General features: G+C 50.5%; 23 protein-coding genes and 1 pseudogene. 3 read left to right on the top strand and 21 right to left on the bottom strand.

The window, feature by feature from the left end; genetic code table 11:
* Window positions 1-59 precede the first annotated feature (59 nt).
* The 9 genes and pseudogenes from rbsK to SD71_RS24190 form a co-directional block, all read right to left on the bottom strand.
* On the bottom strand, window positions 60-995 hold the full coding sequence (rbsK, locus tag SD71_RS09380) for a ribokinase (protein WP_041062231.1): 936 nt from the start codon (window positions 993-995) through the stop codon (window positions 60-62).
* A gap of 139 nt (window positions 996-1,134) precedes the next feature.
* On the bottom strand, window positions 1,135-1,350 hold the full coding sequence (locus SD71_RS09375) for a YezD family protein (protein WP_041062126.1): 216 nt from the start codon (window positions 1,348-1,350) through the stop codon (window positions 1,135-1,137).
* 30 nt (window positions 1,351-1,380) lie between these two features.
* Entirely contained in the window at window positions 1,381-2,253 is an 873-nt protein-coding gene (gene cysW, locus SD71_RS09370) for a sulfate ABC transporter permease subunit CysW (RefSeq protein WP_041062125.1), read from the bottom strand.
* A 4-nt stretch (window positions 2,254-2,257) separates the two neighbouring features.
* The gene (gene cysT, locus SD71_RS09365; RefSeq protein WP_041062124.1) at window positions 2,258-3,106 is read right to left on the bottom strand and encodes a sulfate ABC transporter permease subunit CysT; all 849 of its coding nucleotides are present in this window, start codon (window positions 3,104-3,106) and stop codon (window positions 2,258-2,260) included.
* 34 nt (window positions 3,107-3,140) lie between these two features.
* Window positions 3,141-4,204 (bottom strand): annotated as a pseudogene (locus SD71_RS09360) (sulfate ABC transporter substrate-binding protein).
* Window positions 4,205-4,481: 277 nt separating this feature from the next.
* Window positions 4,482-5,303, bottom strand: a complete 822-nt coding sequence (locus tag SD71_RS09355; protein ID WP_041062123.1) for a hypothetical protein — start codon at window positions 5,301-5,303, stop codon at window positions 4,482-4,484.
* A 3-nt stretch (window positions 5,304-5,306) separates the two neighbouring features.
* Window positions 5,307-5,942 carry a hypothetical protein gene (locus SD71_RS09350; protein WP_041062122.1) on the bottom strand — a complete coding sequence of 212 codons (636 nt, stop codon included), beginning with the start codon at window positions 5,940-5,942 and terminating at the stop codon, window positions 5,307-5,309.
* Window positions 5,942-7,027, bottom strand: coding sequence for a type IV pilus biogenesis protein PilM (gene pilM / locus SD71_RS09345; protein ID WP_041062121.1), 1,086 nt, complete (start codon window positions 7,025-7,027; stop codon window positions 5,942-5,944). The genes SD71_RS09350 and pilM overlap by 1 nt, the downstream gene beginning before the upstream one ends.
* 50 nt (window positions 7,028-7,077) lie before the next feature.
* Entirely contained in the window at window positions 7,078-9,294 is a 2,217-nt protein-coding gene (locus SD71_RS24190; RefSeq protein ID WP_041062120.1) for a hypothetical protein, read from the bottom strand.
* Between the two features lie 69 nt (window positions 9,295-9,363).
* Here SD71_RS24190 and SD71_RS09335 point away from each other — a divergent pair, with 69 nt between their 5' ends.
* Together SD71_RS09335 and SD71_RS09330 are read left to right on the top strand one after the other, a co-directional pair.
* Window positions 9,364-9,816, top strand: a complete 453-nt coding sequence (locus SD71_RS09335; protein WP_041062119.1) for a prepilin-type N-terminal cleavage/methylation domain-containing protein — start codon at window positions 9,364-9,366, stop codon at window positions 9,814-9,816.
* A gap of 24 nt (window positions 9,817-9,840) precedes the next feature.
* On the top strand, window positions 9,841-10,368 hold the full coding sequence (locus SD71_RS09330; RefSeq protein WP_152619399.1) for a hypothetical protein: 528 nt from the start codon (window positions 9,841-9,843) through the stop codon (window positions 10,366-10,368).
* On the opposite strand, the gene SD71_RS09325 is transcribed toward SD71_RS09330, so the two are convergent.
* From SD71_RS09325 to SD71_RS09280, 11 genes are all read right to left on the bottom strand, one after another.
* Window positions 10,354-11,088, bottom strand: a complete 735-nt coding sequence (locus SD71_RS09325) for a prepilin peptidase (RefSeq protein WP_041062230.1) — start codon at window positions 11,086-11,088, stop codon at window positions 10,354-10,356. The genes SD71_RS09330 and SD71_RS09325 overlap by 15 nt on opposite strands.
* A 115-nt stretch (window positions 11,089-11,203) precedes the next feature.
* Window positions 11,204-11,593 (bottom strand): type II secretion system protein, encoded by a 390-nt coding sequence (locus SD71_RS22140; protein ID WP_052476110.1) that lies wholly within the window; start codon window positions 11,591-11,593, stop codon window positions 11,204-11,206.
* 58 nt (window positions 11,594-11,651) lie between these two features.
* The gene (locus SD71_RS24840; RefSeq protein WP_235427053.1) at window positions 11,652-11,951 is read right to left on the bottom strand and encodes a type II secretion system F family protein; all 300 of its coding nucleotides are present in this window, start codon (window positions 11,949-11,951) and stop codon (window positions 11,652-11,654) included.
* Window positions 11,948-12,868 (bottom strand): type II secretion system F family protein, encoded by a 921-nt coding sequence (locus SD71_RS09315; protein ID WP_235427052.1) that lies wholly within the window; start codon window positions 12,866-12,868, stop codon window positions 11,948-11,950. The genes SD71_RS24840 and SD71_RS09315 overlap by 4 nt, the downstream gene beginning before the upstream one ends.
* A 23-nt stretch (window positions 12,869-12,891) precedes the next feature.
* Window positions 12,892-13,941 carry a type IV pilus twitching motility protein PilT gene (locus tag SD71_RS09310; RefSeq protein ID WP_041062117.1) on the bottom strand — a complete coding sequence of 350 codons (1,050 nt, stop codon included), beginning with the start codon at window positions 13,939-13,941 and terminating at the stop codon, window positions 12,892-12,894.
* A 46-nt stretch (window positions 13,942-13,987) separates the two neighbouring features.
* Window positions 13,988-15,661: a GspE/PulE family protein gene (locus SD71_RS09305; RefSeq protein ID WP_235427051.1), complete on the bottom strand. Its 1,674-nt coding sequence runs from the start codon at window positions 15,659-15,661 to the stop codon at window positions 13,988-13,990.
* Window positions 15,662-15,995: 334 nt separating this feature from the next.
* Window positions 15,996-16,946 (bottom strand): primosomal protein DnaI, encoded by a 951-nt coding sequence (gene dnaI, locus SD71_RS09300; protein WP_041062116.1) that lies wholly within the window; start codon window positions 16,944-16,946, stop codon window positions 15,996-15,998.
* A 43-nt stretch (window positions 16,947-16,989) separates the two neighbouring features.
* Window positions 16,990-18,474 carry a DnaD domain protein gene (locus tag SD71_RS09295; RefSeq protein WP_041062115.1) on the bottom strand — a complete coding sequence of 495 codons (1,485 nt, stop codon included), beginning with the start codon at window positions 18,472-18,474 and terminating at the stop codon, window positions 16,990-16,992.
* Window positions 18,475-18,627: 153 nt separating this feature from the next.
* The gene (locus tag SD71_RS09290) at window positions 18,628-19,617 is read right to left on the bottom strand and encodes an alpha/beta fold hydrolase (protein ID WP_152619398.1); all 990 of its coding nucleotides are present in this window, start codon (window positions 19,615-19,617) and stop codon (window positions 18,628-18,630) included.
* The gene (locus SD71_RS09285) at window positions 19,535-19,942 is read right to left on the bottom strand and encodes a GtrA family protein (RefSeq protein ID WP_041062114.1); all 408 of its coding nucleotides are present in this window, start codon (window positions 19,940-19,942) and stop codon (window positions 19,535-19,537) included. The genes SD71_RS09290 and SD71_RS09285 overlap by 83 nt, the downstream gene beginning before the upstream one ends.
* 31 nt (window positions 19,943-19,973) lie before the next feature.
* A complete protein-coding gene (locus SD71_RS09280; RefSeq protein WP_082034142.1) occupies window positions 19,974-20,273 on the bottom strand; it encodes a YuiB family protein in 300 nt (99 codons plus the stop codon).
* Between the two features lie 197 nt (window positions 20,274-20,470).
* Between SD71_RS09280 and hemQ the strand changes: the two genes are divergently transcribed.
* A complete protein-coding gene (gene hemQ / locus SD71_RS09275) occupies window positions 20,471-21,217 on the top strand; it encodes a hydrogen peroxide-dependent heme synthase (RefSeq protein WP_041062113.1) in 747 nt (248 codons plus the stop codon).
* A 72-nt stretch (window positions 21,218-21,289) separates the two neighbouring features.
* Here hemQ and aspA read toward each other — a convergent pair whose 3' ends face one another.
* Entirely contained in the window at window positions 21,290-22,708 is a 1,419-nt protein-coding gene (gene aspA / locus SD71_RS09270; RefSeq protein ID WP_152619397.1) for an aspartate ammonia-lyase, read from the bottom strand.
* Window positions 22,709-22,812: the final 104 nt, after the last annotated feature.

Here is a 22,812-nt window from a genome sequence, read left to right as displayed (position 1 = left end):
CGAGTAAGTAAAAGCGCCAGGCAGCTGCCTGGCGCTTTTTGCTGTTTATAACTCAAACTCTAGTTCTGGGTCCACGCGTCAAGCTCCTGGCGGGTCGGCATCCCGGTTTGTGCTCCTGCTTTGGTTACGGATAACGCAGAAGCGCCGATCGCGAAAGCCAGCGCTTCCGGGAGCGGCTGCCCGGATGCCCATGCGGCCGCCAGAGCGCCGTGAAAGCAATCTCCTGCGCCGGTCGTATCGACAACGTCCACTTTGCGGCCCGGTACCTGGATATATTCGCCGTCTGAAGTCAACATTGCTGCGCCATTAGCACCAAGCGTGATTAAAACTGCATTGGCGCCTCGATCTTGGAGCGCCCGCATTGCGGTTTGCAGTGCAGCAGCAGCATCATCGGTACCGGGCTCCGCTTCAATGAGCGCCGCCAATTCCGTCTCATTCGGTGTGACGATATCGGCCAGCTGCAGCCATTCGTTAGGAAAAGCAGCTGCAGGCGCCGGATTAAGGATTGTCTTCTTGCCCATCCTTTTCGCAATTTTGAGTGCCGCTTCAACGGTCGGCAACGGGATTTCCAACTGAACGAGCACGATATCGGCTTTCTCGATCAAACCCGAATTGGCTTCCACGTCCTCGGGGCTGAGCTCTCCATTTGCACCCGGTACCACGATAATCGCATTCTCACCGGAGGATACGATAATGGATGCGATCCCGGACGCTCCCTGCGTCTCCCGCACCCCTTCCGTCGAAATGCCTTCGGCTTCAAGGATGGACAATAGCTTGCCGCCGAACACATCGCTGCCGACGGCTCCGATCATTGTCACCTGAGCACCCAGACGGGCTGCGGCAACTGCCTGATTCGCGCCTTTCCCACCGGGAAAATACTCGATGGAACCGCCCAGCACCGTTTCACCGGGCAAAGGGAATTTCGAAGATTGCACCACAAAATCCATATTAATGCTTCCGACCACTGCTACGACAGGACGTCTCGGTTGACTCAATGCATTCACCGGCCTCGTAAAATTTCTTATGAACTGTTCGAAATCCAGAAGGATTATAGAGCCATTTGTATCCATGCAACCGTTTTCGCGTCAAGCATCAAAAAAACAGCCCGGTTACCCGGACTGTTATGCAGCTCTATCAGCGATTTTTGGCAGATTCCTTTTGGACCTGCGTCTCTTCGGTCTCCGACCTGCGCTGAGCCGTATTATCATCATAACGCTTGCGTTCTTTGCGTTCGATCTGCACGATTCTGCCGTCGTGGACGACAATGTTGACTTCTCCATACTCCAACCCGTTTACCTGTTCAGCGATACGCGCAAGCCAACGCTCATCCAGTTGTACCGGTTTCGCCATCCTTTTTTCCCCTCCTAGTGTCCCTATCGCTTAGTTTTCAACGTCTCGACTCATTCGGCTTTCCAGAATGGATTTGGCCACAAGGGTAACGACCGCTAACAGCATTAGCAGCGAGGCCACGGCAAAAGCTGCACTGAATTGATATTCGTTATATAAAATTTCGATATGAAGCGGCAAAGTGTTGGTCTCCCCGCGGATATGCCCGGATACGACGGACACGGCGCCGAATTCTCCCATGGCGCGAGCGTTGCAGAGGATCATGCCGTACAGGAGTCCCCACTTGATATTGGGAAGCGTCACCTTGCGGAACACCCGCCATCCCCGTGCGCCCAGACTTACCGCAGCTTCTTCGTCATGTACCCCTTGCGCCTCCATAATCGGAATCAGCTCCCGCGCGACGAAAGGAAAGGTTACGAACATTGTGGCGAGGACAATACCGGGAGTCGCGAAAATGATATGAATATCGTTCTGTTGCAGCCAGGGACCTAAGAAGCCTTGCGCTCCGAAGAGCAGTACATAGATGAGACCGCTGATGACGGGCGATACGGCAAAAGGAAGATCGATTAACGTAATCAAAAGGTTTTTGCCGCGAAAACGAAACTTGGTTATAGCCCAAGCGGCAGCGACTCCGAACACTGTGTTGAGCGGTACTGCAATCAGCGCCGTAATCATCGTCAACCTCAAAGCCGATAAAGCATCCGGATCGGTAAGCGCCGTTACGTAGGCGTCCCATCCTTTGCGGAACGATTCCGCTATGACAGATACGAGCGGAAGCATAACGATCAGTGCGAGGAACAGCAGCGCAATGCCGGTCAGCGCCCAGCGCACCGCTCGCGTTTCCGTTAAATGCGGCTTTCTGTCCGCACTCGGTCGTGCACGTGTGTTTGTCACAATGCCCGCCATCGGCTCAACCTCCTTTTCGGATCGGACTTTGACGGCGGTTAGACCATCTTTGCAGCACATTGATCAACAGTAGCAGCAGGAACGAGATCAGGAGCAGCCCGACCGCAATGGCGGCAGCCTGGTTATATTCGTACTGCTCCAGCTTCGTGATGATCAGTAAAGGCGTAATTTCCGTTTTCATGGGCATGTTGCCGGAGATAAAGACAACCGAACCGTATTCACCGATCCCCCGTGCGAACGCCAAAGCAAAACCGGTCAATAAAGGAGGAATCAGTTCCGGTAAAATAATTTTACGGAATATACGCCAGCGATAAGACCCGAGCAGCACCGCAGCCTCTTCCATGTCGGACTCCATGTCTTGAAGCACAGGCTGGACGGTTCGCACCACGAAAGGGATCCCTATGAAAATAAGCGCGATCGTAATGCCCAGCGGTGAGTAGGCTGCTTTAATGCCGAGCGGTTCCAGCAGCGAGCCGACCCATCCATTAGGGGCGTATATGGTCGTTAATGCGATACCCGCCACTGCCGTCGGCAGCGCGAATGGCAGATCGATCAGGCCGTCCACGATTCTTTTTCCCGGAAAACGATAACGCACAAGAACCCAAGCCAGCAGCAGCCCGAATACAAGATTCACAATAGCCGCAAATAAAGAGGTCAGAAGACTCAACTTATAAGCGGCCAACACACGTGCATTTGTTACCGTGAGCCACCACTCCGAAGCCGACAAGCCGGCAGACCTGATTGCCAAAGCCATTAGCGGAATCAGCACGATCAAGCTCAGGTACAATACGGTGAATCCCAAAGTCAGAGGCAGCCCAGGGAGCACCCGGTCTTTGAGGCGAAGTAATTTCATGTCCCGACACTAAACCCCTCTGGCCGGCCCTTTGTCAGGAACCCGGCGTGTAAATTTGGTCAAACAAGCTCCGTCTGCAAAATGTTTCTTTTGCGCTTCCTGCCAGCCTCCGAAATGGTCTTTAATGGTTATGAGATTCAGCTGCGGAAATTTGTCCTTGTACTTATCGGCTACCGATTGCAGGCGCGGGCGATAGAAGTTTTTTGCGGCAATTTCCTGGCCTTCTTCTGTGTATAGGTACTTCAGATAAGCTTCAGCCGCAGCACGGGTCCCTTTCTTGTCAACGACCTTGTCGACAATCGCCACCGGCGGTTCTGCCAGAATACTGAGCGATGGGGTTACGATTTCATATTTATCTCCGAACTCTTTCAGGGCCAGATAAGCTTCATTCTCCCACGCCAGCAGGACATCGCCGATTTCACGCTGCACAAATGTGTTGGTGGCGTCGCGGGCACCGGAGTCCAGTACGGGAACGTTCTGGAACAGCTTTTTAATGAAATCTTTGACCTGCGCTTCATCTTTATTGAACTTCTGCTCCGCATATCCCCAAGCGGCCAAGTAGTTCCATCGCGCGCCGCCTGACGTTTTCGGGTTGGGCGTGATCACCTCTATGCCGTCCTTCACCAGATCGTCCCAATCCTTAACCCCTTTCGGATTCCCTTTGCGCACCAGAAATACGATTGTTGACGTGTAAGGAGTGCTGTTGAACTCGAACGACTGCTGCCAGTCCTCTTTAAGCAGCCCTTTCCCGGCAATGGCATCAATGTCGTAGGCAAGAGCCAGTGTGACGACATCCGCCTCGAGACCGTCGATCACCGCTCGGCTTTGCTTGCCTGAACCGCCGTGAGACTGCTTGATCGTGACCGTGCCGCCCGTCTCTTTTTTCCAATACTCCGCGAAGCTTTTGTTGTACTCTTCATACAGCTCGCGAGTCGGATCATACGACACGTTCAGCAGCTCGATCGGATCGGGCTCGCTTTCGGCGTTCACAGCTTGTGAAGACGGAGATGTGTTATTGTTGTTTGAGCCGCAAGCCGACAGTAAACCTGCTAAAAGTACTGCTGAAACGATCAACCGGATTTTGTGAACGGATTTCATTTTTTCATCGCCCCTGTTTGATTAGTTGGGGAGGAATCCTATCGTTCACTCCGGTTATCCGGTCGTTAACATGTTATTCCTACCTGTTTAGTTGGTATTGCAGAAATGATAACAGGCAGCCTAGCTGACTGTCAATGTGTCCCATCAAAAAAATTGATGAATGACTTACATTTATCTTATGAACCTGGTCATTAGCCTGTTATCGCTTTTTTGAAATCAATAAAAAAACCCGTCCGGAAACGGGTTGTGCATACAAACGGCTGCTCGATGATCCGCTTCACTTTTTCGCTTCACCGGAGCTGATCGATTCAAACGTCTTTACTGCGGGATATCGAACTTGCAATTGCTCCAGCATTTCGTTTATCGATGGACGTTCCTGCCGGTCACTCCCGAAAACCGCTGCATATTCCGGAATCGAGAACATCGAAAAGGTAACGGTCATGGAGTAGTTCCCTTTTTTGTCGGTGAGCTCCGGAATTGTCTGTGCTTCACTTTCCGAGATTTCGCCCAACGTCCAAGTGCCGATGTTGGTAATCGCGGTATTGCTTGCAAGAAGGTCGAAAAAGTTGAGCAGGTTAGGAAGACTTCCTTGCAAGGTTAGCTCAAAGGACTCCTCATGCAAAATCCCGCTTTCCCCGCGAGCACCCTCTGTCGGTGTATCGGCAGCAGATGAATCCGCCGAACTCCGCGGAGCTGTGCCGGCAGTTTCACTGCCGCTGATTTGCTGCTCCAGCTGGTCAAAGATAAGCGTCTCACTTCCCTGCTTGAACAAGGAAATCCACACTTTGGCTTCTGCTGAAAATTGCAGCAGCGTCGAAACGACCTCAGAAGTCACTATATTTGTCGGTACCTCACGAAGCAATTGAACGACCGCCTCATCCGACACCTTCTGCGCGTTGGGCTGCTGTGACCCTTCATTCCATTGCCGCTGGACAGCATCCAGCTCCTCATGCGCTTGATTCCGCTGCAGATAACCCGGAACGGTCTGCCATGCAAAATAAACAGCATTCAGAATAATGAAAATGCAGCCCGTAAGTACCAGCACTGCTTTCGGTTGACGCGACCAATGACGGATTCGCAGCATGATGGAGTGTTCCATGGTCTACTCGCTCCCCCTTTTGCTTTCCGGCAACGGAATTTCTATCAACATCTGATAGTATTCCGAATCGAAAGTCCGGGGCATCGAATCGCCACGTTCGGTCGCCGGCGCAGGGACCGGAAATCCTAAAGACTCACTCACGTCCACCGCCGGTTCGGGCTCAGGCGAAACTTTGGTCAATTCAGTGACCTTGAGCGACTCGTATCCGGACTCTAATTCAAGCTGCGATAAGTAAGTAAGAACGGCCGGCATCGTTTGAAAATGGATTTCCGCTTTTAACAATCCACTGCTGTCTGCATTCATGCTTATGATGACGGCATTACGGGGGAGAAATCCGACAATATACGTGATGTCAGACAGCCAGTCTGTTCGGCGAAGCTTTAGCTGATCCACTGCAAGGCGGACATCGCGATATTGCTGCGTACGTTGATCCGGCACTTTCTTGTCGCTTAATTGCCGGATGTGCTCTTCCACGCGGGTTTTCTCCTGTCCGGCGGTATTTCCAGAAGCGATAAATTCATTCGCATAGTGGAATTGGACGTAAAACAACAAAAAACCGGCCGCCAAAATACACAAGAAAAGCAAGATCAGATTGCGTTCGGCAAATGACTTATGTGGAAGCAGGTTTATATCACGCACTAGTTTATCCCCCTTAAACAAAGCCCGAGGGGCACCGCATAATTCGATAAATTCCATTCGTTCATAGACTCTGAGATTTGCAAGCCGTTCCAATTCAATTGGCCGACATTCATATTCATTCTTGCGTTCAAGTACCGCATCAGCTCGTCCAGCATGGGAATGTCGCCGGTGACAATGAGATGCCGGAATTCCGCATCCCGATTATTCAGGGTATATCGGTAAAAGTTCATTAATCGTTCCAGTTCCCCCGCCAAATCGTTAAACGAGCCGTCGTAGCTACCCTTTTGCGGAGTGAAATCGGCAAACATCCGATCCAGAGTGTCATTTTGAGGCACTGGCTGCTCCAAGAAGGAGACGGACACATTGCGGGTAATCCGGATTAAACCGTTGCTCACAATGGTCAAGTCGCAATTCGTGCCGTTAATGTCGGCGAGCAGAATCAAATCATCGGGAGGCAGCTGCAGGCATTTTTGCTGCACACGATTTAACGAGAATGGTTTGATTTCAATGCTGGCCAGCTTTAAATCCATCTCTTTGAATATTTCTATGTATTGTTGAAGGAGATCTTTGGATGCGGCAGTAAGCATGATATCGCAGGTGTTCGCGGACACCTGTTCCGCAGCGGATTCTCTGGCCGCAGCCGCTTCCCATTGCGCCTGAAAGACTTCAGCTGAAGGTTGTTTCTTTGGCTCCGGAGTATGTTTAGCCTCGAGCTTCACGAAGTCATAGTACGGATCTTCGAAAGGCAGATGGATATTATTCTTGATCTCAAATTCAACCAGCTTGGCTAATGCCTTATGTTTTACGTTCGGCATTTTCAAAAATCTCACCATCACGCTTTGACTTGGAATGGCGAAATGAACTTGTCTCGTCGACCAATCGTATTGGTCAAGCACCTTGCGGAATGCTTGTACAAGCTGGCCTTCATTCTGAACACGCCCGTCGTTCATCGTACCTGGGGCAAGCTCTATTGAAGCAGCGTGTTTGATGCTTTTATTTTTTTTGCTCTTGTTGTTGAGCTCGCAAAGCTTGATGTGACTATCCGTAATTTCGATTCCCAGCGGATTTGTTCGCAGTAATGGCATCACATCGGTGCCCCCTTTTTGTCGCGGTAATATCACTCTAATTCAACCCATTATTGTCCTGAGCTCCAGCTTCCGAAGCCGATTTTCGGTCTTCCCGCATTAGGCGGTACCGTATGGTTTATGCAAATTGCGTCATTGCCGGAGCCATCATTGAACGACGTCGGGAAAGTTGTCGTTTGTCCTGCATAGAAGCCTCCAAACTTGTATTCGGCATTTCTGTAATAACTAGTGAGTTCTATGTTATTTTTCGCCATCAGATAGCCGTCTACATGGAAGGCGCCTTGAATTTGATTTATCTTCATATCGCCGCCTGAAACCATATCTTTTCCGAACGTCGCATTAACGACATAGCTTGGAAAAATGATGTAGCTGGAAGCAACCATAGATCCACCGACATTAAAATTTGAAGCCGTACTACTGAAGACTATATCACTCCGTGAAATAATGTCCCCTTTGATCTCAAGCAAGGTTCCCGTTATGTAATTGGATCCCTGAAATTGTAACGGACCTTTGGAGAGCAATGATCCTCCCATAATCATAAAAACCGTAGATTTCATGGTAAGTCCGCGGTTTGTATATAGAGAGTCACCGAGCTGGAGCAGGCCCATGGAGTAACCGGTAACAGCCCCGTCCACACTCAAACTTTTGCCGATGAGCCATAAATACGAATCATGAATTGCGATATCGCTGCCGACAACAAAGGAGCCGCCAGATCTGAGCACAGGCACGTTAAATCTGCGGTCACCATTGGTTACCTGAATGGAGCCTGCACTTATATCACCGGTCACACGAAGGAGAGGCAGCTGTTGGAAATAAAGTTCTTTACCGGCGATTAGAGAACTAACATTACCGACGACTGGTTTTGCCGCTGCCAAAGAACCCCAATTGCCGGCCAACATATCCCAGTAACTCGGCTTGACTAGATTTGCCGTTTCCGTCCACTTCCCGAGGCTGAGCATACCCCCAGCATTCGTGTTGAAAAGAATGTTGTCCGCACTCATCCAGCCTTCAGCGACAAAAGATTCCTCGAGACCATCGTTGACGGTTATCGTTCCACCGGCAATAACGCTTCCCTTGACAGTGATTTTTTGTACGCCGTTTATCGTTATATCGTCTCTCGCAATCACGTCGCCCTCAACAATCAGTTCAACAGGATCTTTGATATTACCGCTGCCGATTATGATGTTTTTATTTGAAAGCAAATCACCTTTGACTATGAACTGTGTATAGCCAGAGTTGCCGTTGCCGTTGCCATTTCCATTGCCATTTCCGTTCCCATTTCCATTGCCATTTCCGTTCCCATTCCCATTCCCGTTGCCGTTCCCATTGCCGTTGCCATTGTTACTTTTATCATTCTTGTTCTTATCAGCTGTTATCGTAACCTTTATTTCCCCGCCAACTTTAACATGGCCGCCAATGATGATATCTCCCAACGCATCTATGAAACTTGCATTCCCCGCAACTTCTACACTGGATCCATTACCGTCCGGCAGCTTGTCTATCGTGTTGTTTGTAAACTTTACATTGCCGGCATATCGCAGGCCACTCGACACTTTATGTACATAGTCATCTTCGGTAACCACAGTGCTGATTTTGGTTACTTTTTCCGGAACTGCTAGTGGGGCAAGCGGTAAAGGCCTGCCATTATAACGATCATTAAAACTGTCGCCCACATAGCCGTCCATATATTCTGTAAATTCTTCAAGATACTTCTCAGGATCATACTCATTGTTCAGAAAGCCTTCCGGCTGCAGATCCGGCGTTCCGCAAACATGGAACACATCATTGTACATCGCTTGCCGAGCAGATTCTAAGTATGATGTTACCACGGCGTGTTGATGATAAAATGGCAGTCCTCCGTCGGGATCAAAGCGGATTTGAAATTTCACGGTGCTGGTTCTTGCGGTCGGCCCTGAGCCGTCCGTACATGAAATGGCCACTTGCTCCGGTTCGCCGTCCGAGTCCTCGTGAATGACCAAATCGCCGTCCGCACAGAAACTGAATCGCTCTTTGAAATCCTGATTCCATTGGTAGAGGATGTCCTTCGTCTCCATCATGTCTTGATCTTCCAACAATAGTTTTTGATAAACAACCGCCACAGATTCCGCTTTGCTGTTGGCCTGTTCATAGTTGGCATCATTGAGGGCTTGGAGATGGCCGGTGTTCATCGCCATCACCAGAGGCGCGATCATAATGGTGACAACGACGATGGCCCCAAGGACCAATATTAAAGTGCCGCCCCGATCGGAATGCAGATTTTTCCTCATGATCATTTCCTCTTTTGATGTTTTGATTTATAGTAAAATTACGATTATTTTCGACAGTAGGGTGATAAGATGAAAAAAGACGACGGATTAACGTTAATAGAAGTGCTTGCTTCCGTTGTCGTTCTGGCGGTCGCCGTTCTTATCATCACGATGGTGCTGCAGCAGACCTCATCTTCTTCTCGCGCTAATGCGGTCACCGACAAATCCGTTCAACTTACGAGGGCTGTTCTGGAAGAGATCAAGAACAACATGCAAACGAATACGATCAATGTTTTGGGACAAAACCTCAGCATAATTCCGCTACACGATCATCCTCCACAAACATTGAGCTTTTTTTATCCACAGACCAGTGACCCACAATATCGGCTGGATGTGCAATCTCTGGACTTAGAAACCCCAACTGTCACCTTACAAGGAGAAGTACACGATTTAACAAAATCATTCCGTAGAATTCATGTCACCTGTACGAATCTAGTAACAAATCGCAGTTACGAATTGGAAGCGCTAGTGGATTATACCTAATAACACGAATGAGAATAGACCGGAGTGAGCGGATTGTTGCGAAATGAAAAAGGAATCAGCTTATACGAAGTATTAGCCACCCTGGCAATCGCATCATTTCTCATCGGTACCCTTACGTTTCTTTTCACTTACTCCCATAACGGCATGCAGCAAACCGCTTCGCGAGAGACAATATTGCGAGAATCTCGAACGATCATGAGCCACATCGTAACATCAGTCCGCAACGAGACAGCTACTGCTGACGTTGGTGATGGAAAGGTTTTAAAACTTGAATTTGAAAAGACAAACGCCTTAGGTGTAAAACAACCAACTGGAGATACGCTGACCTACAACTTCACCCCTCAGAGCTCTTCGGAACCGGGGAAGATTGAAGTGGTCACCATTCGCCGCGGCCAAACAACAAAGCATGAGCTATCGGCACATGTGGCTAACGTACATTTTGAGATGCCGCAAAATAATAAACTGCAGATCACACTAACCATGCAGCTGCCCAATGGTGACCCCTATGAAACCTCAACCGTCGTTTACTTTCCGCGATTAAAAATAACCTAGATACCAATTGAGTACATGCTCCCCGAAAAAATAAACAAATAAAGAACCTAGCGCAATGGAAGGACCGAAGGGCACCTCGGCGTACTTATCTTGCTTGCCTTGCACCCGTTGAAATAACCCAATGACTAGGCCAATAACACTTGCAGCGAAAAGACTAAATACGGTTAACTTTATGCCAAGTATGAGCCCGATGAAAACATAGAGCTTCACGTCCCCCGCACCCATCGTTTCCCGCTTTAGTATCCATCCGCTCACTATGCCTATAGTGAATAATATTCCACTACCGACCAACATCCCGGTCAAATAATCCCACAACGGCAACGGATGAATCCAGAGCCTTAGTCCAAGTGCACCGACAACTCCAGTTGCTACAACAGCATTCGGAATCCGCATTTCCTGCAGATCCGTCTGTGTGATGACGACTAAGATACAGATGAAAAAGAGCGCCACAATCAATTCCAACTTGAAGCCAATAACCCAATATGTGGCCATAAACAAAAGAGCCGTCGCCATTTCTCCCAATGGATAACGGATCGAGATTGGCTCCTTGCAGTATCTGCATTTACCTCTTAGGAACAAATAGCTGAATACCGGCACCAGATCCAGCGGTTTTAGCTGATGATTGCAATGTACGCAGTGAGATGGCGGGTACGCGATAGATTCCTTCTTAAGTACCCGGATTGCGACTACATTAAGGAAACTACCTATAAACAATCCCATAATTGATACAATTAGAAACAGCACTACTCTTTTATATCACTCCTTTAGTCGTAACAATCGGCGAGGCAATGATGATTCAATGCCTCACCGATTAATCAAATAATTGTTTGATTTTTTAGAAATTCCCTTCGACAATCTCCGTAACTCCATCAGTATCCAGGATGTTTACATCATACATACCAAATCCATCTACAGAGATACTGAATTGATCAAAATCGAGATCTGTACGTGATTGAATTGCTGGAACACCCTGCAAGTAGCCAGCACCACTGACTACAGATAACTCAGTTGCTGCAACGTCATCTACCACTTCGGTTTCTATTGCCCATCGAGTGACAGCGTCTCTTATTAATGCCAACGAAGCCACATCTGATCTTTCCCTGGAGTTTTGAATTGTTGCACTAACCACCGGAACAGCAATCGCTGCAATTACCCCCAAAATAACAATAACTGCCAGTAATTCTACTAATGTAAAACCTTTAGAATTCTTCAACCATTTTTTCATTCGAAACCACTTGCTCCTCTCAAAAATTGAATAATATGTTGTCTTGCCTTAAAACCGATTACTGGATGTTTTCCATCATCGTGAAGGTAGGCATCAGGACGGCCAGCACAATGCCTCCTACAACCCCGGCGATGGCAACGATCATCAGCGGTTCGAGCAGTGACTTTAAGCGATCGGTCATCGCATCGACATCAGCCTCATAGAAATCTGCTACCTTGTCCAACATGCTGTCGAGTGATCCGGTCTTTTCCCCTACTGCCATCATCTGCACGACCATTTGCGGGAACAGCCACGAGTTCATGAAGGGCTCTGCCATCGGGTGGCCGCTGCGGATGCCTTCACGAGACTCGTTAATCAACTTTCCAATGGCTTTATTGCTACCACATTCGATACAATGGACATCGCCTGCATCATCGGGATCGCAGCTGCGAACAACGAACTGAATGTCCGTGCGAATCTAGCAATCGCTTGCTTGTGCCAGAGAAGGCCGAAGACAGGAATTTTGAGCTTCAAATAATCCAGGCGGTAACGTCCGTTAGGTGTACTGCCGACAATCTTAAGCGTTAAAATCGGTGCAATGAATATGATCGGCAGCAAATACCAATAGACTTGGATGAAATCGCTGATCGAAATAACAATGCGTGTCGGTAAAGGCAGCTTCAACCCCATCGCCTGGAAGTTTGCCACGTACTTCGGAATGACGAAAATCATCATGAAGGTAACAACCAATACCATAACGACGGACATAACGATCGGGTAAATCAGCGCCGACTGCACTTTTTGCTTCGTATAATGCTCTTTCTCGTGGAAAACCGCCAGCCGATTCAGCATGTCGTCCAAGTTACCGCTGGCCTCACCTGCCTTAATCATGTTAATGAATATGGTGGAGAATACGCTCGGGTATGCAGCAGCTGCCACTGAAAGTTGAGTACCCTTACTCATCTCCTCGGATACGGACGTGAGCACTTTGCGGAACGGCTTGCTTTCCGTTTGCTGGCTTAGAACGCGTATGGCGTCCACCATGCTCACGCCGGACATATACATTGTGGATAATTGTCGGCAGAATACGGTAAAATGCTGGGTCTTAACCCTTGGTCCGCCGAAGAACTCATTGATATCACGGTGAAGGATACTATCGCTATGAGTACTCAACTCCGCGATCCAGAGACCCTGCCCTTTCAGTTGCTCCACTGCCTGCTGATAGGTAGGGGTTTCGAGAACACCCTTCGACCTTTTACCGTCCGCATTAATGGCGCGATAACGATACTTGGGCACTCCCTTCAGCTCCGTTCCTGATGTTATAATGACAATTCGTTAAAGCCGAACATCGCGGTTTTCGCCTCGTCGACCGTAATCGTTCCGCGCTGGAGCAGGTCCCTGAGTGACATCTCCATGGTTTGCATGCCTTGTGTGCTGCCGGTTTGCATGACGGAGCGGATTTGATGCACCTTCTCGGATCGGATCAGGTTTGCTACCGCCGGTGTATTCACGAGCACTTCCATAGCGGCAACTCTGCCGCTCCGGTCTGCGGTCGGCAGCAGCCGCTGTGCTACAATCCCCAGCAGTACTGCTGCTAACTGAACCCGAATTTGCTGCTGCGCGTCAGGAGGAAAAACATCGATCATGCGGTCGATCGTTTGCGGGGCGTCCGCAGTATGTAAAGTTCCGAATACGAGATGTCCGGTCTCAGCGGCTGTAATCGCCGTGCTGATCGTTTCCAGGTCACGCATCTCGCCAACAAGAATCACATCCGGATCCTGGCGCAATGCGGCGCGCAGGCCGGTGCCAAAAGAAGCGGTATCGATGCCGATCTCACGCTGATTGACGATACAGTTCTTATGCTCATGGACGAATTCGATGGGATCTTCCAATGTGATGATATGCTCGTTACGAGAGCGGTTGATATAATCGATGATGGCAGCGAGTGTTGTGGATTTGCCGCTTCCGGTCGGTCCAGTAACGAGAACCAGACCTTGCGGCTTATTGGCGAATTCCTGAACCATTGCAGGAAGCCCGAGCGCTTCCATAGCCGGAATTTGTTGTGGAATTAAGCGGATCGTCAGACTGGCATTCCCTTTTTGTTTGTAAGCATTGATACGGTATCTGGATACACCCGTTATACCGTAGGAGAAGTCCAAATCACCGCTCTCAATGAAAACTTCATATTGTTCGCCGCTCATTAACTGCTTGGCTATTTCCATCGTGTCATAAGGATTCAGAATATTCCCCTCGATCGGCGTCATCTCCCCGTTAATCCGAAACATAACAGGAGAATTCACTGTGATGTGAATATCCGAAGCCCTATGCTCATGCGCCTGTCTCAGCAAGCCTTCCGCCGTCAAAGCCAAATTGCGCCAGCTCCTGCCTTAATGTAGAAGTGAATTATGGTAAATCTCATTCCTTAATTGTGACGCGCAGAACCTCTGCAATCGTCGTTTCCCCGGCCCCCACTTTGTGTAAGCCGTCCTTCAGCATCGGCACGAACCCCTGCTTGATCGCGTAATCCCGATACTCGTTGTCCGGTCTCTTCTGCAAAATCATTGAACGGAGCTGGTCGTCAATCATCAGCACCTCTTGAATGGCAAACCTGCCTTTGTAGCCGCTTTGACCGCATTCCGCACAACCTTTTCCTCTTCTTAGTCGATCGGCATGTATATCATGATTGACCAGGAGAGAATTTTCCTCAATAGTCGGAATGTACCATTCCGCGCAGTGCGGACAAACTTTTCTCACGAGCCTTTGAGCAACCACGCAACGAAGTGCGGAGGAGATCAGAAAAGGCTCAATACCCATATCGATCAGCCGGGTTACGGAATTCACCGCACTGTTCGTATGCAGAGTGCTGAGTACAAGATGCCCGGTCATTGCCGCGCGAACGGCAATTTCCGCCGTGTCCGTATCGCGGATTTCGCCGACCATCACGATATTCGGATCTTGGCGAAGTATGGCGCGCAGTCCGCGAGCGAACGATAATCCCGTTACGTTGTTCACCTGCACCTGGTTTACTCCGTGAAGCTGGTACTCCACGGGATCCTCCACGGTTATGATATTTACGTCCTCCCGGTTAAGCCGGGAAAGAGCGGAATACAGGGTCGTCGTCTTACCGCTGCCTGTCGGACCGGTGATGAGAACCACTCCGTACGAAGCCTCGATCCCTTGCAAAAACCACTTCTTATTGGCCTCCGAGAATCCGAGCTTGTCCACTTCCGTCAAGGTGCTTCCCATGTCAAGCACACGCATTACGACTTTTTCTCCGTGAATGGTGGGCAGTGTCGCAATCCGGATATCGACCTTGCGGAATTCGATATCCATCTCTACACGGCCGTCTTGGGGAACCCGACGCTCGGCGACATTCAAGTTCGCCATGATTTTGACGCGGGCGACAATGACCGCATGCATGTTTGGAGGCAGCGTTCGTTCAGTGCGCATGATCCCGTCAACACGATACCGGATTCGTACGCTGTCTTCCTGAGGATCAATATGAATATCGCTGGCACCCATCTGAACGGCTTGAATGATGAATTGGTTTACGGTTTTGACTACCGGCGAATCATCGTCCACAACCGGGACAGCCGGCTCATCCGCTTCGCGTGTTTGCAAATTGCGATTGATCTGTTCAATCGTATCTTGAAGTCCGTAATAACGCTTGATGCCTCTCTCTAACTCGTCTCTGGAAGCAATGACAGGATCGACACGCAGCCCTGTTGCCATACGGATCTCATCAATCGCGAAATAATCGAGAGGATCGGCCATAGCCAGAATGAGCTTATTGCCGTCAACCCGAACCGGAATGACGCGGTGCTGTTCAGCCAGCTTCTGCGGGATCAGGTTGATGACCTTCTGTTCGATCTTCTGTCGATACAACTGTATGTGAGGAATGCCGAGCTGAAACTCCAGCACTTCAATAAACTGCTGCTGTGTTATGTAACCCTGAGTAATGAGTACATCCCCAAGCCTCATGTTCAGTTCCTTCTGCTGACTCAAGGCTTGCTGAAGCTGTTCCCCGTTAATCACTCCGGCATCAAGCAGCAAATCTCCGATTCTTTTGCGCATCACCGTTATGGTCATCACCCCCGTAACAACAAAACCGGCCTTATTTCCCTTATGGTTCGCATAAAGAAAACTGGCCGGTTGCACTAATCGCTCCAGACAGTTCAAGTGCCCAAATGAGAACTGCCGATCAACACATTCCTAAGTCTGAAATATATGAATCTAATCTATGTCGAGTCAATGCTGTCGAGCGATATCAGACTTCTGAAATAACAGAATAATATAATCAGATTAAAGCAAAAAAAAGGAAACACGTCAATACAAAAGTCCCAATAAAATGATACATTTAGTTCTTTTTTCCTATATACGATAAAAACCGACAAATGTATGCCGCGCGCGTGACCTAACCCGATTAACCGCCCCGATGATTGCGGCCGCGAACATGCACGACATCGACAAAAGGACGTACGCGGTCCATTAACCGCTGTCCTTTGTGCATTTCCTCGCCTTCCTTGTGCGTAAAGCTGAAGTGCTTCTCCAAGGCGTCCAAGTCGTGGTTGGATGTGTAAAAGGTCGGCTTGCGGTTCATCCGGTAATTCAGAATAGCGCCCAGTACATGGTCACGCACCCAAGGGCTTAAATTTTCAGCGCCGATATCGTCAAATACGAGAAGGTCCGTTTCTTTCATCAACTTGAGCGTTTCCTTCAGCTTCTGCGGCTCAAGCATGAGTGCCTTCGCGTCTTCCACAAACTCCGGCATGTAGACAATCACTCCGCTGTAACCTTCCTTGGCCAGCTTCTGGAGCAGATAGCCCGCCATATAGGTTTTGCCGGTGCCGAAATCACCCATTAAATACAGCCCTTGCTTCTGCAGGCCTTCCGTTCGTGTCGTATGCACATAATGAAGCACCCGGTTCACGGCGGACTCTCTGTTAGCGTCCGAATCCTGCATTTCCGTTTCATCGTAGCTCGCACCGAATACGGCTTCATCTATGTAAAAGCTCGTAATTCTGCGTTGAATCTGAAGCTGCTGCTGATGTGACGTCCATTTGGAGCACGGGGTTTTCTCGTCGATAATCTGCCAGCGGCCGTTCTGCTCCGAGCAAGTAATCCCCGTATAATGGCCTTGCATATCGTTCGGGCAGCGCGCCAGACCTGGACACTCTTTGCAGTTGCGGTATTCTTTGGCCATCTGGTAGAGCCGGTTAAGATTGGTTCGAAGTACAGTCTCTTCCAATCCCGGATACCGGTCGCGCAGCTTCGCGACAAGCGGGTCTTTCAAAACTTGTTCGGCCACGCGTTCCGAGTCTTTCGCCTGTTCCATGATCGGAAGGCGGCGAAGAGCCTCTCCTAATGATTCCATATCCTGCTCCTCCTCCGCACCTTATCTGTTCATGCAGTCCGGATCATTTTTCCTCTTTCAGTCTGCGGGCCAGTTCCCTCATCTTCTGCCGCTCTTCCGGCGTCACTTCTTGCAGAGCGCCGTCATCCTTGACAACCGGCATCGCCGGCTTGCGGGCAGCGGCCCTTCCGCGGCCGCCGGCGTGCTGACCGTTCCCCCGCACCGGCTCTTCTCCGCGACGCCTGCGTTCCAATGTAGCGTTCAGCTTCTCCTGCTCCTTGACATACGAGACCGCTTTATCTAAAGTATCGATTCCTTTGGCAAGCATATTAGAGGCGATAGAGTCGATGAATGATTTGGTTAACCGCTGCGCATGGCTCATTCCCAATACGTAGTGGATCAGGATGTTGATCACCGGTTCGGGAAGCTTGTAGTTAATATCGATCCGTTCGAAAATACGGATAAAAGCATCCGGCACCGCTCCCGGGAAATAGCGCTCCAGCATCCTTGTATAAGGCTCACGGCGAAGCATTTCATTATAGCGCTGTACGGTGACTTCGGCTTGAAATCTTTCCGGAATATCCAGCTGCACGGCAGATGACGCCGAATCCTCGATCTCCGCTGCAGGCCTGACCTCACCGCGTGCTAGAAATCTGGCCCGCTCTTCATCCCGCTTGCGGTCTTGCCTGTACATCAGATTGGCGCGGCTTTGAAGCTCGTCCCATAGGAGCGTGCCGTCATTCCGGAAGATTCCGTCCTCATCCAGCAGGCGGCAAATCTCCGGCACTTCCAAATCGAATTTATAGGCTAAATAGTTTAACTGCTCCATCGACTCCGGGGCACGCTTCAATTTCTCGACATAGCTGCGATTTCCGGATCCGCGTGGAAAACGCAGCAGCATATCGCTGTGGCGAATTCTTGCCGGCGGCTGGGCGGAAGCGGGCGGTTCCGAACCGGAGGCGGCCTCCGCCCAACCCGCTTCCAATTCAGGGTCAATCGTACCGGCGCCGATCCGGAACAACTCATAGAAGGGAACCGTCACCTCTTCACGATTGACGAACCGGGCCAGTTCGGCCGGCGGCTCAGCGGAGAACGTGCTCCGCAATTCTATCAAAGCACTTTTGCCGATCTTATCTCTTAAAAGGAGCGTAAAATGTATATTCGAGAAAAATTCCGCGGCGTGAAGCGGACGAATGAGTACGTATTCGTACAACGTTTCCTCTGTTACAGGGTTATGATGGCGGAACGACTGAACCAGCCCCACCGCCTCGAGCCGCGAGGCGGCCTCCAGCAGCTGGCTGCGGCCGGCGGCGCTCAGATCCAATCCGAGCCCGAGGAATAATCCGCGCTGCTGCTGCAGCTTCGAATATCCTGCCGAATCCTCTGCGAGCTGATAATAGAGCAGCTGATAAAACCCGATCGAAAGCGCCCCTGCCATCGGCTGATAGAGAGAGGTCAGCACCTTGCGGTCCAATGCGCTCAGCGCAAAGTGGCGTGTTGTAAAGTAGCGGTGGTTCTCCGTAAATTCCAATATATTCGACACGCGCATAGCGGAATCGACAACTCTTTTCGGTTAAAGATTGGGTTTCTCTATTGTAGCACAAACCGCGCTTTGAGAGAGATAAAAAAGACTCCGGTTGTGTGACCGTTAACGCAGCAAATGTCGTCCGCTGCGCTCACCGTCTGCCGGAGTCCCTTTTTATTATAGGTGCGTGTGCGGTTGGTCCCCATCCTGTTGTTCCCAATAAGGAAAATCCAACCGATCCGGTTCATGTCCTTCACGCAGCGTTTCCTCCGCGTCTGAGCTTCGCTCTTCCTGCGCGTCAACCCATCCACGGATGAGCTCGGACACCGGTCCCGCTCCGAAAGCAGGCAGAATGTGTCGTACTCCCGGCATAAACGCCGAGCTGTCGTTCGGCAAGCCCTGCTGCAGCTCTCTCATGTATGCTTTGTACTCGCGGTCGCGCTCGCCGCAAATGAGCAGGACGGGCTGGCGTATATCTTCCAAGCGGTCCTTGACCGAATAATGCAGCCCGCTTCTCATATACTCCATCCACTTGGCGCGATCCCCCGACCGAGTTTCGCTGCGCAGCCGTTTATAGGTTTGGTAATTGTCCGCATTGGCCCATGCGATCGGGAACGACATGAACCGCTGGGCTCGAAGCGTTCCGGCAGCAAGAAAAGCATTGATCTTCGCCCGTGTTTTGACGGTGTTTACTTCCGCTAATCCGCCAAGAAGAATTCCTCCGCGAAATCGCTGCGGATAGGTCAGCAGCGCGTGAAGCACGACCATCGAGCCCAATGAATAGCCGCACAAGTAAGCCGAAGGTATGTCGAGCACGTCCATAAGCTGGCGGATATCTTCCGCGAGCAAAGGTATCGTGATGGGCGTCGCGGATGATGCGCTTCGGCCGTGTCCGCGAAAGTCGAACAGCAAAGTGCGGTGATCCTGTGACAGATCATTGCGCACATAAGTAAACACCCGGCTTGCGATGCAAGGCGGATGCACAAAAATAACGGAGGTTCCTTTTCCTTGCAGATGATAGTGCAGTTCCACACCATTGGCATGAATAAGCGGCATAACCGGCACCTCGAGTTCGCTTTTTTGGTTAGCCTGCCCGATTTCCTTGGTGTTCCATTCGAAATACCCAAACACGATACCCGACAAAGTTGACGGCCATTGATATGACAACGGACACCGCCTTGGCTGCAGCCGATCCGAGCCACTGCTCCATAGCGAGCAGAACGCCGGTCGCGGCTCCGAAAGAGAACAGGTTCACAACGATAAACCGCATCACTTCCCCGAACTTATGCTCCTTCTTCACACCGAATGTCCATCGACGGTTCAATAGATAACTGTTGAGTAATCCTGCAGCATAGGAGAGGATTTGGGCTCCGATGGAAATCATTCCCGCACCGTACACCAACAAACAAAAAACAGCGAAATCCACACCCGTATTGAGTCCTCCGACGAGTGCGAATTTCGCCAATTTTCTTCCTTCAGCCGAACGAAGCATGTTGTTCCTCCTGTCCCGAGCGCCGCCGGGTTTAGAACATTTTGTAGCCGCCGCGTCTCAGCGCCCGGATCGCCCAGCCGCTTGTGAGCGCGCCGCCGATGCCGGCTAAGATCGGGAACATCCCGATGACGGCAAAACGGGTAAGATTCTCGCCGACATGAATGGTTGAATCCCAGAAGTACCATACGGCCAGCGGGATGACGATGAACACATACAGCCATGTCGGCATCCAGGTCGTTTTAATTAACATATTCAATATGAAACCTATCCCGAAAAACAGCACGAAAAAGAGCAGCGTTCCGACGGTTTCCTGTATTATGCTACCGAGCATGTCGATCCTCCTAATAAGTGCGGGCTTACATACCTCTAATCAGTGTACAAGATTGTTTTCCTCACAGTCAACGAACAGGGTGTGAACAAAAATAAACGAATACGGGTTATTCTGGCGAAAAATATAGACGGTCGTTTGCCCCGCCGATTCCGTTGGGCTACAATGGGTACAGCAATGTAGACAAGGAGAGATGACCGATGAGCGAAGCCGCCCAAACGTTGGAAGGCTGGTACGCCCTGCATGATTTGCGCAGCATAGATTGGCCGGCATGGAATGCGGCAAGCGCGGCAGAGAAAGATGCGGCACTGAACGATCTGAACAAACTGATTGCCGATTGGGAAGCCGTTGAAGCGCGAAAAGAAGGAAGCTTGGCATTGTACTCCATAGTGGGACAAAAAGCTGACCTCATCTTCATGCACCTGCGGGAGACTTTGGAGGAACTTAACGATATCGAGAACGCCTTTAATAGATCCGCTTTCGGCCGGTTTACCCGTAAAGAGTACTCGTACGTAAGCGTTGTTGAATTGAGTAATTACATGGCTGCGCCTGGCGTCGATCCGCTGCAGGTTCCGGAAATCGCCGCCCGCTTGAAGCCGATTCTGCCCAAAAGCAATCATATCTGCTTCTATCCGATGAACAAAAAGCGCGATCTGCAGGATAACTGGTACATGCTGTCCATGGAGGACCGCAAAGCGATGATGAGAAGCCACGGCATGATCGGGCGCGGTTATGCGGGCAAAGTGAAGCAGATCATCTCGGGCTCCGTCGGCTTCGACGATTGGGAGTGGGGCGTCACGCTGTTTGCGGACGACGCTCTTCAGTTCAAGAAGCTCGTGTACGAAATGCGGTTTGATGAAGTGAGCGCGCGGTTCGGTGAATTCGGCGCCTTCTTCGTCGGCAACCGGCTCACGGCCGAATCGCTGGACCGTTTGCTGCGCGGCTGATTTCTGAAAATGATAAAAGCCAGGCTTAGCTGCTCTTAACAGCTAGACCTGGCTTTTCTGCATTTGCGGACATTAACTTTGTTCTGTCAGAAGCCGTTCTCCGGCAATGCCCGGCGTCGTCATTTGGACCGGATCGAGAATCTCCTCCATCTCCTCCGGGGTGAGCAGCTGCCTTTCCAGAATAAGCTCCCGGATCGAAATACCCGTGGCCATCGACTCTTTCACGAGCTGTGCGGCAACGTCGTAACCGAGATGCGGATTCAGCGCTGTGACAATACCGAAGCTTTGATTGACATACGTCTTGCATCTGTCCCGATTGGCTTCCATACCCTCCAGGGCGAACCGGTTGAAAGCGTCGATTCCTCGCTGCAATACCTTCAACGACTGAAGCAGATTGAAGGCGATGACCGGCCCCATCACGTTCAGTTCAAACTGGCCGGCCTCCGAAGCCACACAGATCGTATGGTCGTTGCCCATCACCTGAAAAGCGACCTGATTGACGACTTCCGCCATTACAGGGTTTACCTTTCCCGGCATGATCGAGGAGCCCGGCTGTCTCGGCGGCAGTGTAATCTCAGCCAGACCGACCTTCGGCCCGGATGCCATCATGCGTATGTCGTTGCAAATTTTCGACAAGTTCATGGCGCACACCTTAAGTGCGGCCGAGAGCTCCGTATAAGCGTCGGTATTCTGCGTGGCGTCCACGAGATCTTCGGCGCTGTGGACGGGAATTTGCAAATCTTCCGCCAGATGAGCAACGACACGGGCGATATACTCAGGCGTCGCATTTAACCCAGTACCGACGGCGGTCGCTCCTATGTTCACCGACAACAAGCCTTCAGCCGCCCGGGTAACCCGTCCGATGTCGCGTTCGGTCACTCTTGCGTAAGCGCCGAATTCCTGGCCCATGCGGATCGGTACGGCGTCCTGCAGGTGGGTTCTGCCCATTTTAATAACGTCGTCGAATGCGGATTGCTTCTGCACAAATCCCACGTGCAGCTCACGCATCGTCTGCAACAATCTCATTGACAACAAATAAGCCGAAATTCTCAACGCCGTAGGTATCGTATCGTTCGTCGACTGGGACATATTCACGTGATTGTTCGGGTTGCAGTGAAAATAATCGCCCTTGGGATGGCCCATAATTTCCAGCGCTCGGTTGGCGAGCACTTCATTCATGTTCATGTTGATGGATGTTCCCGCTCCGCCTTGGATGGAATCCACAATGAACTGGTCATGCCATCCCCCGAGCGAAACTTCCTCAGCGGCTTGAATGATCGCTTCCGCGATCGCATGCGGCAGCCGTTTCAGCTCCGTGTTGGCTTGTGCGGCCGCTTTCTTGACATGGGCCAAAGCGACAATGAGCTCGGAATGGACCGGTACACCTGTGATCGGAAAATTCTCTACGGCACGCAGCGTTTGGATTCCGTAATAAGCTGACGCCGGCACTTCCTTACTGCCCAATGAATCTTTCTCGATACGTTCAGACACACGAATCCCCCCATGACAATGATCTGTACCCTGATGCAACGGCCGCGATGATGTGGACTGCCTTCGCCTGTATTCTACCAAATTTATCCGTAAAATAAATACAA

The sequence above is a fragment of the Cohnella kolymensis genome (assembly GCF_000829465.1).
In the GTDB taxonomy this organism is placed as follows: Bacteria; Bacillota; Bacilli; order Paenibacillales; family Paenibacillaceae; genus Cohnella; species Cohnella kolymensis.
The sequence above is the reverse complement of the archived record's forward strand: the minus strand, read 5'-3'. Positions and strand labels throughout refer to the sequence as shown.

Coding starts and splice junctions, on each gene's coding strand:
- SD71_RS09375 (WP_041062126.1), bottom strand. CDS start 1,350: ATGGCGAAACCGGTACAACTGGATGAGCGTTGGCTTGCGCGTATCGCT.
- cysW (WP_041062125.1), bottom strand. CDS start 2,253: ATGGCGGGCATTGTGACAAACACACGTGCACGACCGAGTGCGGACAGA.
- cysT (WP_041062124.1), bottom strand. CDS start 3,106: ATGAAATTACTTCGCCTCAAAGACCGGGTGCTCCCTGGGCTGCCTCTG.
- SD71_RS09355 (WP_041062123.1), bottom strand. CDS start 5,303: ATGGAACACTCCATCATGCTGCGAATCCGTCATTGGTCGCGTCAACCG.
- pilM (WP_041062121.1), bottom strand. CDS start 7,027: ATGCCATTACTGCGAACAAATCCGCTGGGAATCGAAATTACGGATAGT.
- SD71_RS24190 (WP_041062120.1), bottom strand. CDS start 9,294: ATGAGGAAAAATCTGCATTCCGATCGGGGCGGCACTTTAATATTGGTC.
- SD71_RS09335 (WP_041062119.1), top strand. CDS start 9,364: ATGAAAAAAGACGACGGATTAACGTTAATAGAAGTGCTTGCTTCCGTT.
- SD71_RS09325 (WP_041062230.1), bottom strand. CDS start 11,088: ATGGGATTGTTTATAGGTAGTTTCCTTAATGTAGTCGCAATCCGGGTA.
- SD71_RS22140 (WP_052476110.1), bottom strand. CDS start 11,593: ATGAAAAAATGGTTGAAGAATTCTAAAGGTTTTACATTAGTAGAATTA.
- SD71_RS09305 (WP_235427051.1), bottom strand. CDS start 15,661: ATGACCATAACGGTGATGCGCAAAAGAATCGGAGATTTGCTGCTTGAT.
- dnaI (WP_041062116.1), bottom strand. CDS start 16,946: ATGGAATCATTAGGAGAGGCTCTTCGCCGCCTTCCGATCATGGAACAG.
- SD71_RS09295 (WP_041062115.1), bottom strand. CDS start 18,474: ATGCGCGTGTCGAATATATTGGAATTTACGGAGAACCACCGCTACTTT.
- SD71_RS09285 (WP_041062114.1), bottom strand. CDS start 19,942: ATGCTTCGTTCGGCTGAAGGAAGAAAATTGGCGAAATTCGCACTCGTC.
- SD71_RS09280 (WP_082034142.1), bottom strand. CDS start 20,273: ATGCTCGGTAGCATAATACAGGAAACCGTCGGAACGCTGCTCTTTTTC.
- hemQ (WP_041062113.1), top strand. CDS start 20,471: ATGAGCGAAGCCGCCCAAACGTTGGAAGGCTGGTACGCCCTGCATGAT.